We start from the raw sequence: 12,175 nt of genomic DNA on the forward strand, positions 1-12,175 counted from the left end.
AGGTCGGGAAAGCCTAAGAGCTTTTCTTCACTTCGTAGACAAACTGTCGCTAGAGCGACCCCTCATCTGCCTGCCGGCATCTTCTCCCCGGAGGGGAGAAGAGTTCAGTCCTTCAGCAATACGACCACGGCACCCGTGCCGCCCTGCATCGGCCGTGCCGAAGCAAACGCGATCACGTCGTCCCGCCGCCGCAGGAGGCGGTCCGTTAGCACCTTCAGCACCGGCCCGGCGCTTTTCGAGCGCAGGCCCTTGCCATGCACGATGCGCACGCAGCGGAAGCCGCGCTCGTGCGCCTCGGCGAGGAAGTCGGCGATGGTCGCGGTGGCCGCCGCGGCATTCATCTGGTGCAGGTCGATGTCGTCCTGCACGCTGAACTGGCCGCGCTTGAGCTGGCGCAGCAGTTTCGGCGGATAGCCGTCGCGCAGGTAGCTGAGCTCCTCGCCGACCTCCATGAGACCGGGATCGAAGGCCATGTCGAGCAATTCGCCCGGCACCGCGGCTTCGTCCGCTTCCAGCATGTGCGCGCGCGGTTCGGGACGGGGCGCGGCCGGTGCCGGCTCGGCGGGGTCGAGACGGCGGACTTCGCCGATCGCCTCGCGGAACAGGCGCGCGTCGTCGTCGTTCACGGTGGGCGGGCGGCGTTTCATCGCGACATCGTAGACCAGGACACGGTGCAACCGGGACGTGACATCGTCGGCGATGAAACCCCTGGCCCGCTCGGGTAGACTTCCGCGTATCGCTGGCGTGCCGGGGAACGCGCCGGCTCCTGGGTTTTTCGAACGGATGACAATGCGAGTTCTCGTAAGCAACGACGACGGTGTGGATGCTCCCGGCATCCGCGTGCTGGCCGAACGCCTCGGCGCGGTCGGCCAGGTCACCGTGGTGGCTCCCGACCGGGACCGCTCCGGCGCCAGCAATTCACTCACCCTCGACGCGCCGATCCGCGTGCTGCGGATGGACAACGGCTACTACCGCGTGGCGGGCACGCCGACCGACTGCGTGCACCTGGCGCTGGCCGGCCTGCTCGACGACGAGCCCGACATCGTGGTGTCCGGCATCAACAACTCGGCCAATCTCGGCGACGACGTGATCTATTCCGGCACGGTCTCCGCCGCGATGGAAGGCCGTTTCCTCGGCCTGCCGGCGATCGCCGTCTCGCTGGTGAGCAAGGACCACCACGGCGAGCACTACGACTGCGCCGCGCGCGCCGTGCTGATGCTGATGGAGCGCCTGCTGGTGGACCCGCTGCCGGCCGACACCATCCTCAACGTCAACGTGCCCGACCTGCCGTGGGAACAGATCCACGGCTTCGAAGTCACCCGCCTGGGCAAGCGCCACCGTTCCGCGCCGTGCATCCGGCAGACCGACCCGCGCGGCAAGCCGATCTGGTGGATCGGCCCGGCCGGCGACGTGGACGACGCCGGCCCCGGCACCGATTTCGACGCGGTGCGCCGCGGCTACGTCTCGGTCACGCCGATCCACGTCGACCTCACGCGCTTCCAGGCGCTGGAGAAGGTGAGCAGCTGGATGACCGCGCTCAGCGACCGCATGGGCGCCGGCAGCGGAGCGAAGGTGGCGTGACCATGAACGTGCACCCGCTGCCGCCGTCCGCGCTCAAAGGCGAAGGCATGACTTCGCAGCGCGCCCGCGATCGGCTGGCGTCCAAGCTGAAGGAAGACGGCATCAAGGATGCGCGCGTGATCGAGGTGATCCGCAACCTGCCGCGCCATCACTTCATCGACCAGGCGCTGCACTCGCGCGCCTACGAGAACACCGCGCTGCCGATCGGCCATGGCCAGACCATCTCCCAGCCCTGGGTGGTGGCGCGCATGACCGAGGCGCTGCTGGAATTCGGCACGCCGCAGAAGGTGCTGGAGATCGGCACCGGCTCCGGCTACCAGGCGGTGGTGCTGGCCGCGCTGGTGCCGCAGCTGTACACGGTGGAGCGCATCGAGGAACTGCTGCGCCAGGCGCGCCGGCGCTTCCGCCAGCTGGGCCTCGCCAACCTGCGCTCGCGCCACGACGACGGCAAGCTCGGCTGGCCGGACGAGGCGCCGTTCGACGCCATCATCCTCACCGCCGCCGGCGACACCATTCCCACCCAGCTGCTCGACCAGCTCAGCCCGACCGGCGTGCTGGTGGCGCCGGTGGGTTCGCCCAGCCATCAGACCTTGATCCGCATGCGCGGCGACGGGCAGGGCGACTTCGTGCAGGAAGAACTCGGCCCGGTGAGCTTCGTGCCGCTGCTCGGCGGTATCGGCTGATGCCGCCCTCGCTTGAAGGACGCTAGATGCGCTTGTTCGGAACGCTGTACGCACGCGCCCTGACCTGGGCGCGCCATCCCAGGGGGGTCTACTACCTGTGCGGCTTGAGCTTCGTCGAAGCCTTCATCTTCCCGATCATGCCGGAAGTGATGCTGGCGCCGATGATGCTGGGCAAGCGGCACAAGGCGTTCTTTTACGCCAACTTGAGCCTCGTGTTCTCGCTGCTCGGCTCGCTGGTCGGCTATGCGCTGGGCCACTGGGCGTTCCAGGCGCTGCATCCGGTGCTGGAGGCGCTGCACCTGCTGGCGCCGATCGAGCAGGGTGTGGAAAGCCTGCGCGCGCAGATGAATACGCATTGGCTGGGGCTGCTGGTGGTGCTGGCGCTGGCCGCGCTGCAGCCGGTGGTGCCGATGAAGTTCGTCACCTGGGCAGCCGGCATCGTCGGCGTGCCGATCGTTCCATTCCTGGTGTGCATGGCGGTGGGCCGCGGCAAGCGCGTGTGGCTGCTGGCGCTGCTGATCCGCATCTTCGGCGAGCGCGCCGAGCGCATCCTGCACAAGCATATCGAGCGCATCGGCTGGGCCGCGGTGGTGATCCTGGCCGGCCTGCTGCTGTGGTGGGTGCTGCGCCATTGAGCTTAGGGCGAAGTCCGAAACAGGACATCCGCATGAAAATCACCCTTTGCCTCGCTATGCTCACCGCATGAACGGACCCAGCCGCTACCTCGTCCCCGCCGCGCTCTCCCTGCTGCTCGCCGCCTGCGTCTCGCCACGCAGCTCGGTGGTGGTCGAACCGGCTGCAGGCACGCAGGGGCGCACGGTGGCGCCGGCGGCTGTCCGCGCGGCGGCGCCGGGCGGCACTTATAAGGTAGTAAAGGGCGACACGCTGTATTCGATCGCCTTCCGCAACAGCGTGGACTTCCGCGACCTGGCTTCGTGGAACGGCATCGCCGCGCCGTACACGATCTGGCCGGGGCAGACGCTGAAGCTGTCGCCCAATGGAGCGGCCGCACCGGCGGCCAGCCATGCGGCGGCTGCGGCCACGCTGCCGAAGCCGCCGAGCCACCCGGTGGTGCTCGTGCCGGCCAATCCCCCGAGCGGCGGCGGCTTCCAGAACGTGCAGAACAATCCGGCGGCGACGCCGGCCGAGGCTCCGGTGGCGTCGGTCCCGGCCAAGTCCGCACCGTCCACGGCGCCCGCGGCGGTGCCTGCTCCGGCTTCGACGGCGGTCACCGTCGTGCCGGTGGCCGGCTCCCCGGCGACCGCGCACACCGCGGCGGCTGCCGCGACGCCGCCGCCGGTTCCTCCGCAGGCCGTGGCCCCAGGCGCCACACGCTCCAGCGCCGGTATCAACTGGCGCTGGCCGGCGGACGGTTCACTGGGTAAGCGTTACCAGTCGGGCGATGCGATTCCGGGGATCGAGATCCTGGGCAAGTCCGGCGATCCGATCCGCGCCGCCGCCGATGGCGTGGTGGTGTACAGCGGCAATGGCCTGGTCGGCTATGGCGAGCTGGTGATCATCAAGCACAACGACAGCTTCCTTTCGGCCTACGGGCACAACAGCAAGCGCCTGGTGAAGGAAGGCCAGCGCGTCAGCGCGGGCCAGCAGATCGCCGAGATGGGTTCCACCGGCGCGACGCGGGACGAACTGCAGTTCCAGATCCGCCGCGACGGCAATCCGGTCGACCCGCTGGGCTATCTGCCGTCGCGCTGAGCGGCGGCGCTCAGGCTTCCGGCAGGATAAAAGCCGCGACCACGCGGCGGCGCTCGCCGGCCAGCAGGTCGTAGGTACGCGCCGCGGCGGCGTTGTCCATCACTTCCACGCCCACGCCCTTGCGCAGGAAGCCGGCCAGGAAGGCGGCGGCGGGGAACACTTGGCGCTCCCCGGTGCCCAGCACCACCACTTCGGGGTCCAGCGCCAGGATGCTGTCGACGTGGCCGGCATCCAGCTGGCCGGCGTGGGTGACCGGCCAGTTCTCGATGGCTTTTTCCGGGGAAAGCACCAGGCTGCGGGTGAACTCGCGATCGACGACGGTGACGCTGCGCGCGCCGACCCGACGCACGTACAGGTATTCGCCAGGGCGGTCGAGCGAAAGGTCCATGCGGGCCGGCTCAGCGCGGCAGGGCGAGCTTGGGCTCGTCCTCGTTGCGGCGGAACAGCACCACGATATGGCCGATCTGCTGCACGTTCTCGGCGCGGGTGCCGCCGGCGAGGAAGTCGATCTGCTCCTGGCGCTCGTCCTTGTCGCCGCCGGACAGCTTCACCTTCACCAGTTCGTGGTGGGTCAGGGCCAGGTCCAGTTCCTTGACCACGGCCTCGGTCGCGCCCTTGGCCCCGAGCAGGATCACCGGCTTGAGGTCGTGGGCCAGACTGCGCAGATAGCGGCGCTGGGAGGGGGAGAGCGACATGCGTTCAGTCTCGGATTCGCGGCGAATGGACCGACAAGGGTATCATGCCGCCCCGTTACCCCCTATCTGTGGCCGTTGCCGACCCATGTCCCGCAGCAAAAGCAGTTCCCGCTGGCTGCGGGAACACTTCGATGACGTCTATGTGAAGAAAGCCCAGGCCGAGGGCGTGCGCTCCCGTGCCGTCTATAAGCTGGAAGAACTGATCGAGCGCGACCGCCTGCTCAAGCCGGGCATGCGCGTGGTCGACCTGGGCGCCGCCCCGGGCGGATGGTCCCAGCTGGTGCGCCAGCGCCTGGGCGACACCGGCAAGGTGGTGGCCCTGGACATCCTGCCCATGCAGGGCATCGCCGGGGTGGATTTCCTGCAGGGCGACTTCCGCGAGGAGTCCGTCCTGCGCGAGCTGGAGAGCCGCCTGGAGGGCCAGCAGCTCGATCTTGTCCTATCCGACATGGCCCCCAATATGAGTGGTGTCGCGCTGGCCGACCAGATCCGGGCTATGGATCTGGCCGAGCTGGCGCTGGATTTCAGCCGCCATTGGCTGAAACCGGGCGGTTCGTTCCTGATCAAGTTATTCCAGGGAGCTGGCTTCGACGATTACTTGCGTAGCTTGCGCACGGAGTTTTCGCGCGTAACTATGCGTAAACCCAAAGCCTCCCGCGCCCGTTCGCGTGAGGTCTATGCGCTGGCCACAGGAAGAAAGGTCAGTGGCGCTCAACCGGGCGAGAACCGTGCATGAATGAGATGGCTAAAAATCTGTTGCTCTGGCTGATCATCGCCGTGGTATTGCTCACGGTGTTCCAGAGCTTCAATCCGCATGGCGCGTCGTCCTCCGACCTGCCGTACAGCAGCTTTGTACAGAGCGTGGACAACGGCAACGTGTCCACCGCCGTGATCAGCGCCGACCAGCCGGCCACGATCAGCGGCAAGCTCAAGGACGGCAGCGCCTTCCGCACCGTGGCCCCCGTGCTCGGCTTCTCCACCAGTTCGGTGGTCAAGCAGATGCAGGACAAGGGCGTCGAAGTGCGGCAGGAGCCGGCCAACAACGGCTTCTCCCTGCTGGGCCTGCTGCTCAACTGGCTGCCGATCATCCTGATCGTGGGTGTCTTCATCTGGTTCATGCGCCAGATGCAGGCCGGCGCCGGCGGGCGCGGCGCGATGAGCTTCGGCCGTTCGCGCGCCAAGCTGCAGGGCGAGGACCAGATCAAGGTCAATTTCAGCGACGTCGCCGGCTGCGACGAAGCGAAGGAGGAAGTCGGCGAACTGGTCGAGTTCCTGCGCGACCCGGGCAAGTTCCAGAAGCTGGGCGGCAAGATTCCGCGCGGCGTGCTGATGGTCGGCCCGCCGGGCACCGGCAAGACCCTGCTCGCGAAAGCCATCGCGGGCGAGGCCAAGGTGCCGTTCTTCTCGATCTCCGGTTCCGACTTCGTCGAGATGTTCGTCGGCGTCGGCGCCAGCCGCGTGCGCGACATGTTCGACCAGGCCAAGAAGCACGCGCCCTGCATCATCTTCATCGACGAAATCGATGCGGTCGGCCGCCACCGCGGCGCCGGCCTGGGCGGCGGCCACGACGAGCGCGAGCAGACCCTCAACCAGTTGCTGGTGGAGATGGACGGCTTCGAAGGCACCGAAGGCGTGATCGTGATCGCGGCGACCAACCGCCCCGACGTGCTCGACCCCGCGCTGCTGCGTCCGGGCCGCTTCGACCGCCAGGTGGTGGTCGGCCTGCCGGACGTGAAGGGCCGCGAGCAGATTCTGAAGGTGCACCTGCGCAAGGTGCCGACCTCCGCCGACGTCGACGCCATGACCATCGCGCGCGGCACGCCGGGCTTCTCCGGCGCGGACCTGGCCAACCTGGTCAACGAAGCGGCGCTGTTCGCCGCGCGCGAGAACGCGCGCGACGTGCGCATGAATCATCTGGACAAGGCGCGCGACAAGATCCTGATGGGCACGGAGCGCCGCTCCATGGCCATGAGCGAGGACGAGAAGAAGCTCACCGCGTATCACGAGGCCGGCCACGCCATCGTCGGCCGCCTGGTGCCGGAGCACGACCCGGTCTACAAGGTCACCATCATTCCGCGCGGCCGCGCGCTGGGTGTGACCATGTACCTGCCGGAAGGCGACAAGTACAGCATGAACCGCGTGGCGATCGAATCGCAGCTGTGCTCGCTGTACGGCGGCCGCGTGGCCGAGGCGCTGATCTTCGGCGAGGACAAGGTCACCACCGGTGCGTCCAACGACATCGAGCGCGCGACCAAGATGGCGCGCAACATGGCGACGAAGTGGGGCCTGTCCGACACGCTCGGCCCGGTCACCTACGGCGAGGAAGAGGACGAAGTGTTCCTCGGCCGCGCCGTCACGCAGCACAAGAACGTCTCCAACGAGACCGCGCGCAAGATCGACGAAGAAGTGCGCGCCATCCTGGACCGCAACTACGCGCGCACCAAGCAGCTGCTCACCGACAACATCGACAAGCTGCACGTGATGGCCGAAGCGCTGCTGCAGTACGAAACCATCGACGCGCACCAGATCGACGAGATCATGGCCGGCCGCGTGCCGGGCCCGCCGGCGGATTGGACCAAGTCCGCCACCGGTTCCACGCCGCCGCCTCCGCCGCCGCGCGGCGATGCCGGCGCCAAGGTGGGCGACCCGGCCACGCAGAGCCGTCATCCGCACGGCTGAGCGGGCAGGGCATGGCGATGGCAACGAGGGCGGCGATGGCCGCCCTCGTCGTTTCCATCATCGATGGATGCCGCACGACACGCGAAGCAGAACGAAGCAACACATTCTGCTTTCCCTCTAGGCGATCCTGTTTTCGGCCGTTAGAATGCGCGGCTTCGATGCGGGCCGTCGGCACCGGGATATGAATGCTTCGGCATCCGGTGAAAAAAAACTGAAAAAAGTATTGACGACCACTGTCCGAATCTGAATAATTCCGCTTCTCGCTTCGGCGCTTTCCACTCCGGTGGTTAAGCGAAGATGGCAAAGGTTTTACAACGCGCCCGTAGCTCAGTTGGATAGAGTACCAGGCTACGAACTTGGTGGTCGGGAGTTCGAATCTCTCCGGGCGCGCCATACAAGGCAGGCAGTGATGTTCGCATCACGGTTTGCATCCGAAGGGCAGAACACCGCTCCTAGGAACCGGACGAAAGATGTGTTCGGTGTGCTTCGATACGGATTGACTGGGCGAAGCGTCACCCGTAGCATTTCAAAGCTTCGGCATTGCGAAAGCGGTCGAGGGTTCGAAATCGGGGTATAGCTCAGCCTGGTAGAGCGCCAGCTTTGGGAGCTGGAAGTCGTGGGTTCGAATCCCTCTGCCCCGACCAGCAGTTGCTCTGCACCCGAGTGCATTGCGCCTGTAGCTCAACCGGATAGAGCATCGGCCTTCTAAGCCGACGGTTGCAGGTTCGATTCCTGTCGGGCGCGCCAGTACATATCAAGGTTATGGTGGGCGTAGCTCAGCTGGTTAGAGTACCGGATTGTGATTCCGGATGTCGTGGGTTCGAGTCCCATCGTCCACCCCAAAATTTGAAGTTTCAGGGCCGTTAGCTCAGTTGGTAGAGCAGTTGACTCTTAATCAATTGGTCGTAAGTTCGAATCTTACACGGCCCACCAATCAAAGAAGGCGCTCAGGGAAACCTGGGCGCTTTTCTTTTGTGTCGAACCCAGCCTGTCCCTAGGGAACGTCCTAGTGTGCCCGTCGAAGGAAGACTGACTAGGGTGAGGCTCCCCCATAGGAGTTATCGCCATGGCAGGTTCCGTTTCCGGTTCTAGTGGTGCGAATTCGGCTTCCAACGCCGCCGACCACGCAGCGAATGCCGCGCAGAATTCGTGCACCAGTTCGGAGGGCCGCCCTTGCACGGCGGCCGAGGTCGCGTCGGGGGACGCGGCGGATGCGGCGGTCTCCGCAGCCGCCGACGCCGCGAATGCGGCTATGAAGGCCAAGGCCGAACCCAATAGCTGTGCTGCCGAAGCACTGGCCCACCAGGCACAGCAGGCCGCCGACGCGGCGCAGGCCGCCGCGGCCAGGACCGTGGCAGCCGCGGCGAAGCAGCCCAGCCGCGACACCGATGCCGCGGTCCGCGCCGCCGTCGGGGCGGCCCAGGAGGCGGCCGGCTATGCCGCCGATGCGGCGGCCGCGGTCAGGGACGGCAACGCCAAGCGCGGTACCGCCGGTTGCATCTCGCAGGCGCCGGCGAATCCCACCCCCACGTTGTCGCTCGACTCGATCCATCAGCTCGATGCGATGTCAGTGAACCCGTACGGTGCCGGTATTACGCAACACACATGAGCGCATTTTCGTATTTCATCTAAAGACAGGGCAGGGCCAGCGCCGAACACTGGGCCGGCCCTGGACGCGCGATATCCGCGTCGCGCCGTCGACAGGGCTTCCAACGATCGGAGAGAGCCCATGTCTGACGATCTGAGCAAGCGCGGCCCGCAGGACGCGGCCAGGGTGAACGTGCATGAGGATTGGGAAGTGCGCTACTGGTGCAAGGCGTTCAGCTGCACCGAGCAGGAGTTGAAGGCGGCAGTGAAGGCGGTCGGCGTATCGGCGGCGGCGGTGCGCAAGCACTTCGGCAAATAGGTCATCGCATTCCGCCCCGGCCGATCGAAAAGCCCGGCTTCGCGCCGGGCTTTTTTCCTTGGCGGCAACAGCGGGGGCCTGCCGCGATCGACTAAGCTCAGCGGCGGGCGCGGCAGGGGAAGGCGGCGCCATGGCGTCCTCTCACTCAGAACCTCCGCTCGGGAGCTATCCGATGGCGATCCTAAGAACTGCCTGCCTTGCCCTGCTGCTGGCCTCCATGCCCGCCATTGCCAAGGACTCCACCGATCTTCGCGCCCGGCTGAAAGCGCAGGCCGACGCCTGGGATACGGCGATCGTCAAGAAAGACCGGCAGGCCATCGCCAGGAACATGTCCGACACGTTCTTCCAGATCGGCAGCGACGGCGCCACCGCCGACAAGGCGCAGTTCCTGCAGAACCTCACTTCGCCCTACCTGGTGATCGAGCCATACACCGTCGAGGACTTCACCATCCGCATCTACGGCAACACCGCCCTGCTCAACGGCAGCACCGATATGCACGGCACCTATCAGGGCAAGCCGTTCCGCACCCACTACCGCTACACCGACACTTATGTGAAAGAGGGAACGGTCTGGCGCGTGGTCAACGTGCAGACCACGCGTATCGCGGAATGACGCCAGCGAGCGCTGGCGCTCAGGCGCCGGCTTCGCCGTTGTCGGGCAAAGCGGCCCGCAGATAACGCACCAGCTTCATCGCCGACTTCTGCGCCTGGCGCAGGGATTTGGCGGCTTCGTGCTGCTCCGGCAGCAGGGGCAGGGCGGCGTCCAGGTGCATGGCCACGCCGATGGCCAGGGCCAGGTTTCTCAGCTCGCTCTGGGTGGGGCGCTCATTGACTGTCGGGTGCATGGCCTTTTCCTCCGGGGGCGGCGAATTCTGGAGGCGGGGACTGAGCAAGTCCTTAGGAAAAGTCTGGTAGCTCAAAAGGTTTTTCAGCCCGCGATAAGCGCAGCTTGACCGGCGGATGGCGGTGATAAGTGCCGTCATGGCGGCCGAGGTAAAAAGGCCGGCGGGCGCATCTGAAACCGGTGGATGAGCGCCCCCTTGCCGCGTTTTGGGTAGTTCTGCAAGATTCGCGAAGTCTGGCCGGGTTCCCGGCTCGATAACGTGGGAGACAGAGGGCGGTTTCGCTTCGCTACTCGAAGGGAAAGGGCGCCGCCCTTATTGCAGGAAAGCACCTACAGGGGGATTTATGAAACTACGAATGATGCTGCTGGCAGCAGGCTTGCTGCTGTCCGGCGTGGCGCAGGCCGGCCCGTATACCGACAAGCTGTCGCAATGCCTGGTCGGGAAAAGCACGATGGACGACCACGTGGTGATCGTGCAGTGGATGTTCGCGGCGATGTCGCGGCACCCGTCGGTGGCGCCCATGGGCTCGGTATCCGAAGACCAGGTCGACAAGGCCAACGCCCGCATGGCGCAGCTGTTCAGCCGCCTGCTGACCGAGACCTGCAAGGACGAGGCGAAAGCGGCCCTGAAGAACGAAGGCGACCTGGCCATGCAGCAGGGCTTCCAGGCGCTGGGGCAGGTGGCGGGGCGCGAGCTGTTTCTCAATCAGGACGTCGAGAAGAGCCTGACGGGGATGACGAAGTACATCGATGTGAAGAAAGTGGCGGAGTTGAGGAATCCCTGAGTTCCGGCGGATCCGCAACGCGTATCGCCCAACCGCTACCGCTGCGTCCGCATTGCATGATCATTCTCTTTGATCTAGCGTCGTCACTTGGCCCACGGGACCGCAGCGCTCCCTGGGTTTGAGGAGCCTCGCGCAGCGCTGTTCATCAAGAGGGGACACCAATGAAAAGGATCTTGGGTGCCTTGGCGCTGGCCGCCATCGTGTTTGCCGTGCAGGCGGGCGACGCCGTCCCGGCAGGTGGTGGGATACACCAGCCTTATGCGAATGCGCCGGTCTGTCCGGAAGGGTGGACGGCGGTGCGGGTGAAAGAGAATGGGGTATGGACCTGGATTTGCGTGCCGGGTCCCGGCGGCTGATGGTCGATCAGGTTCTGAATAAAAAAGCCCCTTCGAAAGAGGGGGCTTTCTGTTTGCGGCGCCTGTGAACACTTCAGCGCCCGCAAGTCCGACACTTAAAATTCGTGAGAGAAGCTGATAAGTCTCTCCTCTGCCGTGGTCTCTTAATCATGGGAGCTGAGGATGAGTACCGACCGGGATACCGTGAGGTCTTATGACATGGCCGCGGCGGAATACGCTGCCGAGGCCGCGGCCATGCCCCCATGGGTCGCGATCGAAATCGATGCGTTCGTGACCGCGCTGGGTGGCTCCGGAAGAGTGCTGGAGATCGGAAGCGGCGGTGGACGCGATGCGCTTGCGCTTGAGCTGAGGGGAATCAACGTCCGCCGCACCGATGTTTCGAACGGTTTCGTCGAACTGCTTCGCCGCAATGGTTTTGAGGCCGACCCGTTGGATCCATTGACCGACGACCTAGCCGATCCCCAGCGTCCCGATTCGCCATACGACGGCATCTGGGCCTGCGCCTGCCTGATTCATGTGGCGCGCGAGGATTTCGGCACGGTGCTTCGACGGCTTGCAGGCGCAACCCGAGTTGGCGGCCCACTGCACGTCTCAGTCAGAGATGGCGATGGCGAGAGTGTGTCCGCACACGGCAGCACGGCATCATCGCGGCGTTATGTCGAGACGTACTGGCGCGAGTCCGACTTGCGATCCGCGATCGCAGACGCCGGTTGGATAGTCGGCGAGATACGTCGTTGCATGGGCAGACCCGACGATTGGTGGCTGAGTGTTCGGGCGAGTCGGGGATAGTCGGCGCGCACTCGCCCTTTGTCGCTGCGACGGAAACGAACATCCTGGGCATGTACAAGTTTGGCGCCAACTACCCCGGACTCGGGTCGCACGTACCAATGCGCCGGCGGTGGAGCTGTACAGCAAACTGGGCTTCGCTATCGT

General features: G+C 65.7%; 15 protein-coding genes and 5 tRNA genes. 16 read left to right on the top strand and 4 right to left on the bottom strand.

Translation table 11 applies throughout. The annotated features are described in order from the left end of the window. Positions 1-104: 104 nt before the first annotated feature. The gene (locus FHW84_RS18670; protein WP_167257506.1) at positions 105-647 is read right to left on the bottom strand and encodes a Smr/MutS family protein; all 543 of its coding nucleotides are present in this window, start codon (positions 645-647) and stop codon (positions 105-107) included. Between the two features lie 142 nt (positions 648-789). On the opposite strand from FHW84_RS18670, the gene surE reads away from it, so the two are divergent. The 4 genes from surE (at position 790) to FHW84_RS18690 (ending at position 3,977) form a co-directional block, all read left to right on the top strand. Beyond that, positions 790-1,581 carry a 5'/3'-nucleotidase SurE gene (surE, locus tag FHW84_RS18675; protein WP_167257507.1) on the top strand — a complete coding sequence of 264 codons (792 nt, stop codon included), beginning with the start codon at positions 790-792 and terminating at the stop codon, positions 1,579-1,581. Positions 1,582-1,583: 2 nt separating this feature from the next. Further along, positions 1,584-2,264: a protein-L-isoaspartate(D-aspartate) O-methyltransferase gene (locus tag FHW84_RS18680; RefSeq protein ID WP_167257508.1), complete on the top strand. Its 681-nt coding sequence runs from the start codon at positions 1,584-1,586 to the stop codon at positions 2,262-2,264. A gap of 26 nt (positions 2,265-2,290) precedes the next feature. Beyond that, positions 2,291-2,899 carry a DedA family protein gene (locus tag FHW84_RS18685; RefSeq protein WP_167257509.1) on the top strand — a complete coding sequence of 203 codons (609 nt, stop codon included), beginning with the start codon at positions 2,291-2,293 and terminating at the stop codon, positions 2,897-2,899. Positions 2,900-2,966: 67 nt separating this feature from the next. Further along, positions 2,967-3,977 carry a peptidoglycan DD-metalloendopeptidase family protein gene (locus FHW84_RS18690; RefSeq protein WP_167257510.1) on the top strand — a complete coding sequence of 337 codons (1,011 nt, stop codon included), beginning with the start codon at positions 2,967-2,969 and terminating at the stop codon, positions 3,975-3,977. A gap of 10 nt (positions 3,978-3,987) precedes the next feature. On the opposite strand, the gene FHW84_RS18695 is transcribed toward FHW84_RS18690, so the two are convergent. Beyond that, entirely contained in the window at positions 3,988-4,365 is a 378-nt protein-coding gene (locus FHW84_RS18695; protein ID WP_167257511.1) for an Mth938-like domain-containing protein, read from the bottom strand. 10 nt (positions 4,366-4,375) lie between these two features. Then, positions 4,376-4,672, bottom strand: a complete 297-nt coding sequence (gene yhbY, locus FHW84_RS18700; RefSeq protein ID WP_167257512.1) for a ribosome assembly RNA-binding protein YhbY — start codon at positions 4,670-4,672, stop codon at positions 4,376-4,378. 85 nt (positions 4,673-4,757) lie between these two features. Here yhbY and rlmE point away from each other — a divergent pair, with 85 nt between their 5' ends. The 10 genes from rlmE (at position 4,758) to FHW84_RS18750 (ending at position 9,870) form a co-directional block, all read left to right on the top strand. Then, on the top strand, positions 4,758-5,408 hold the full coding sequence (gene rlmE / locus FHW84_RS18705) for a 23S rRNA (uridine(2552)-2'-O)-methyltransferase RlmE (RefSeq protein WP_167257513.1): 651 nt from the start codon (positions 4,758-4,760) through the stop codon (positions 5,406-5,408). Next, positions 5,405-7,351 (top strand): ATP-dependent zinc metalloprotease FtsH, encoded by a 1,947-nt coding sequence (gene ftsH / locus FHW84_RS18710; protein ID WP_208399865.1) that lies wholly within the window; start codon positions 5,405-5,407, stop codon positions 7,349-7,351. The genes rlmE and ftsH overlap by 4 nt, the downstream gene beginning before the upstream one ends. A 316-nt stretch (positions 7,352-7,667) precedes the next feature. Beyond that, positions 7,668-7,744: transfer RNA gene (locus FHW84_RS18715), tRNA-Arg, on the top strand. Between the two features lie 174 nt (positions 7,745-7,918). After that, positions 7,919-7,995, top strand: a tRNA-Pro gene (locus FHW84_RS18720). Between the two features lie 26 nt (positions 7,996-8,021). Continuing rightward, a tRNA-Arg gene (locus FHW84_RS18725) sits at positions 8,022-8,098 on the top strand. Between the two features lie 18 nt (positions 8,099-8,116). Continuing rightward, positions 8,117-8,193: transfer RNA gene (locus FHW84_RS18730), tRNA-His, on the top strand. 15 nt (positions 8,194-8,208) lie between these two features. Then, positions 8,209-8,284 (top strand) — tRNA-Lys (locus FHW84_RS18735). Between the two features lie 133 nt (positions 8,285-8,417). Continuing rightward, positions 8,418-8,960 (top strand): hypothetical protein, encoded by a 543-nt coding sequence (locus FHW84_RS18740; RefSeq protein WP_167257514.1) that lies wholly within the window; start codon positions 8,418-8,420, stop codon positions 8,958-8,960. 120 nt (positions 8,961-9,080) lie between these two features. Next, entirely contained in the window at positions 9,081-9,257 is a 177-nt protein-coding gene (locus FHW84_RS18745) for a DUF3606 domain-containing protein (RefSeq protein WP_167257515.1), read from the top strand. Positions 9,258-9,429: 172 nt separating this feature from the next. Beyond that, positions 9,430-9,870 (top strand): nuclear transport factor 2 family protein, encoded by a 441-nt coding sequence (locus tag FHW84_RS18750; RefSeq protein WP_167257516.1) that lies wholly within the window; start codon positions 9,430-9,432, stop codon positions 9,868-9,870. A gap of 19 nt (positions 9,871-9,889) precedes the next feature. On the opposite strand, the gene FHW84_RS18755 is transcribed toward FHW84_RS18750, so the two are convergent. After that, on the bottom strand, positions 9,890-10,102 hold the full coding sequence (locus FHW84_RS18755; protein WP_167257517.1) for a hypothetical protein: 213 nt from the start codon (positions 10,100-10,102) through the stop codon (positions 9,890-9,892). A gap of 343 nt (positions 10,103-10,445) precedes the next feature. Between FHW84_RS18755 and FHW84_RS18760 the strand changes: the two genes are divergently transcribed. Then, on the top strand, positions 10,446-10,886 hold the full coding sequence (locus tag FHW84_RS18760; RefSeq protein WP_167257518.1) for a hypothetical protein: 441 nt from the start codon (positions 10,446-10,448) through the stop codon (positions 10,884-10,886). Positions 10,887-11,404: 518 nt separating this feature from the next. After that, complete coding sequence (locus FHW84_RS18765; protein WP_167257519.1) at positions 11,405-12,031, top strand: class I SAM-dependent methyltransferase; 627 nt, start codon at positions 11,405-11,407, stop codon at positions 12,029-12,031. Positions 12,032-12,175 lie beyond the last annotated feature (144 nt).

The organism is Dyella sp. SG562, assembly GCF_011759495.1.
Taxonomy (GTDB): domain Bacteria; phylum Pseudomonadota; class Gammaproteobacteria; order Xanthomonadales; family Rhodanobacteraceae; genus Dyella_D; species Dyella_D marensis.

What these genes read in the sequence shown, in the direction of transcription:
- FHW84_RS18670 (WP_167257506.1), bottom strand. Translation starts at nt 647, where the DNA reads ATGAAACGCCGCCCGCCCACCGTGAACGACGACGACGCGCGCCTGTTC.
- surE (WP_167257507.1), top strand. Translation starts at nt 790, where the DNA reads ATGCGAGTTCTCGTAAGCAACGACGACGGTGTGGATGCTCCCGGCATC.
- FHW84_RS18680 (WP_167257508.1), top strand. Translation starts at nt 1,584, where the DNA reads ATGAACGTGCACCCGCTGCCGCCGTCCGCGCTCAAAGGCGAAGGCATG.
- FHW84_RS18685 (WP_167257509.1), top strand. Translation starts at nt 2,291, where the DNA reads ATGCGCTTGTTCGGAACGCTGTACGCACGCGCCCTGACCTGGGCGCGC.
- FHW84_RS18690 (WP_167257510.1), top strand. Translation starts at nt 2,967, where the DNA reads ATGAACGGACCCAGCCGCTACCTCGTCCCCGCCGCGCTCTCCCTGCTG.
- FHW84_RS18695 (WP_167257511.1), bottom strand. Translation starts at nt 4,365, where the DNA reads ATGGACCTTTCGCTCGACCGCCCTGGCGAATACCTGTACGTGCGTCGG.
- yhbY (WP_167257512.1), bottom strand. Translation starts at nt 4,672, where the DNA reads ATGTCGCTCTCCCCCTCCCAGCGCCGCTATCTGCGCAGTCTGGCCCAC.
- rlmE (WP_167257513.1), top strand. Translation starts at nt 4,758, where the DNA reads ATGTCCCGCAGCAAAAGCAGTTCCCGCTGGCTGCGGGAACACTTCGAT.
- ftsH (WP_208399865.1), top strand. Translation starts at nt 5,405, where the DNA reads ATGAATGAGATGGCTAAAAATCTGTTGCTCTGGCTGATCATCGCCGTG.
- FHW84_RS18740 (WP_167257514.1), top strand. Translation starts at nt 8,418, where the DNA reads ATGGCAGGTTCCGTTTCCGGTTCTAGTGGTGCGAATTCGGCTTCCAAC.
- FHW84_RS18745 (WP_167257515.1), top strand. Translation starts at nt 9,081, where the DNA reads ATGTCTGACGATCTGAGCAAGCGCGGCCCGCAGGACGCGGCCAGGGTG.
- FHW84_RS18750 (WP_167257516.1), top strand. Translation starts at nt 9,430, where the DNA reads ATGGCGATCCTAAGAACTGCCTGCCTTGCCCTGCTGCTGGCCTCCATG.
- FHW84_RS18755 (WP_167257517.1), bottom strand. Translation starts at nt 10,102, where the DNA reads ATGCACCCGACAGTCAATGAGCGCCCCACCCAGAGCGAGCTGAGAAAC.
- FHW84_RS18760 (WP_167257518.1), top strand. Translation starts at nt 10,446, where the DNA reads ATGAAACTACGAATGATGCTGCTGGCAGCAGGCTTGCTGCTGTCCGGC.
- FHW84_RS18765 (WP_167257519.1), top strand. Translation starts at nt 11,405, where the DNA reads ATGAGTACCGACCGGGATACCGTGAGGTCTTATGACATGGCCGCGGCG.